Below are 1,945 nucleotides of genomic sequence, written 5' to 3' on the forward strand. Positions count from 1 at the left end.
CAGGCTGCAAACCCATGCCGGAAGCGGGCGTCCGTTTGCCAATGTGCCTTACACCCTCTACAAGAATGGCACCCAGGTGGAGGAAGGCATCACCGACGACCTTGGCCGTATCGCCATCGAGCACGTGAACGGGGCACCAGGCTACACAGTCGCCCTTGGGAACGGTGAGAAATTCGATCTCAAGGCTTGGGGAAAGTTTGATATCAAGGACAAGACCTTGCATGACGAGCAGCTTCTATCGAACCGAGGCGCGCGTGCGCTTGATGGCTCCGCGGACGGACGCACCCATTCCTGAATTGGCAGCGAACTGAACAGGGGGATTTCATGAGCTCTGAAAAATATCTGCGAACCGAACAGGTTCATATCGACGAGATCAGCTGCACAGCGACAAGCACCATCCAATGGTTTGCTGAAGACAAGAACAAAAAGGGAAATGCCACTCACCCCATCACCCACAATAACAAGCTCACCGTGCACATTTGCGGAAAAGACGGCTTTGCTGCCATTGCCAAGGACATTGCAGAGGCAAAGGAAAGCATCGACCTGGTATGTTGGGGATTCGATCCGGGAATGGAACTGGTTCGCAATGGCGCCATCTGGCCGCGGGCGGAGACCTATGGCGATTTGCTGATTGCGGCGGGAAGACGCGGCGTGCGAGTTCGCTTGCTGGTCTGGTATAGCTATAGCGGCGGCAACATACAAAAACACATGCCTGGCTACACACATGGAAAGAGTCCATGGCGCATCCAACAGGGCCATATCGAAGTCCAGCAAATCAATGCCCAGCGCAGCCTGCAATTGATACGCGAACATGCCCGGGATAACCGCCACAAAAAGGAATGGAATATATCAGGAGATAAACTCGCTGCCATGGCAAGAGAGGAATACTGCTGCAGCTGGTACAGGGCGGCATTTGCGGCGCAGTTGCAGGGCATCAGCATCCGCACGCGCGATGGCGATTCCGGCAGCATCAACGACTCCCTAAACCATGAGTCGAGAAAGCCCGACGCCGTGGAGCGCAAGCTCTTCACTCTGGGCGGCACCCACCATCAGAAGCCGATCCTGATCGACTTTGCCTATATCAGCGGCAAAAAAGCGGTTGGCTATGTCATGGGCTTGAATTCATTGACCGACTACTGGGACACCGCCGAGCATCGCGTCGAGAATCCGCTGCGCGAACAAGGCGTCGCCAAGACAAAGCAGGAGCAAGCGCAAGGCGTCGAAGGCCTTTTCGATTTCGAGACGCTAAAGCCCTACCGCGACTACGCCTGCCGGATCGAAGGCGGGCGGGCGCTGATACCGCTGCACGAGAATTTCGAGGGTGCCTGGGAACGTGCAGGCGGCGCTGGCTCGGCGAAGCCCTACGTGTGCGCCGCGCCACCCTCGACCCTGCTGCGCAAGGCCGAGGGTGGCGACTCGACGGTGCAGATTGTCAGGACACAGCCAGAGGAAAACGACTTCACGATCAAGGATATCTATTTCAATGCGACCCGCGTCGCCGCTGCCGGCACGGGCTACCTGTACATGGAGAACCAATATTTCCAGTACCAGGACTGGGCCGAGCACTTGCTGGCAGTTCGCAAGAAGGTCATCGCCGGGTGGAACCGCAACTGCGCAAAGATTGGTAAGAGTAACGAAGACTTACCGGTCTTGCACGTCTTCGTTGTCATTCCAGCGCCTGAAAAAGCGCAAATGGTTCCGCGCACCTATGACACGCTGGCAACGCTAGGCCAGCAACACGGCATGACCGGGCAGGTTGCGATGATTGATCGAGCCAACAAGAACGCGAAGATCCAGGAAGGGGCATCAAAGCAATTTTTCGGAGACGCCGTCGACAGGCGGGCAAGCGTGCCGCAGCCCGTGACCGAGGCAGTCGTCTCTGCTGCAAACAAGATCGACATGTAGTGGTCTAATGTCCCCGGACACATCGATAGGTGGATAATTC

General features: G+C 56.8%; 2 protein-coding genes. Both read left to right on the forward strand.

Annotated features, from left to right (window positions below; all coding sequences use genetic code 11):
- Positions 1–295, forward strand: a 295-nt coding sequence (locus QWL29_RS26450; protein ID WP_305825835.1) for a hypothetical protein, incomplete at its 5' end; no start/stop codon positions are given.
- Between the two features lie 29 nt (positions 296–324).
- Positions 325–1,905, forward strand: coding sequence for a phospholipase D-like domain-containing protein (locus QWL29_RS26455; protein ID WP_305825836.1), 1,581 nt, complete (start codon positions 325–327; stop codon positions 1,903–1,905).
- Positions 1,906–1,945: the final 40 nt, after the last annotated feature.

Origin of the sequence: Massilia brevitalea, from assembly GCF_030711405.1 — a bacterium.
Lineage (GTDB): Bacteria > Pseudomonadota > Gammaproteobacteria > Burkholderiales > Burkholderiaceae_D > Telluria > Telluria brevitalea.

Coding starts and splice junctions, on each gene's coding strand:
- QWL29_RS26455 (WP_305825836.1), top strand. CDS start 325: ATGAGCTCTGAAAAATATCTGCGAACCGAACAGGTTCATATCGACGAG.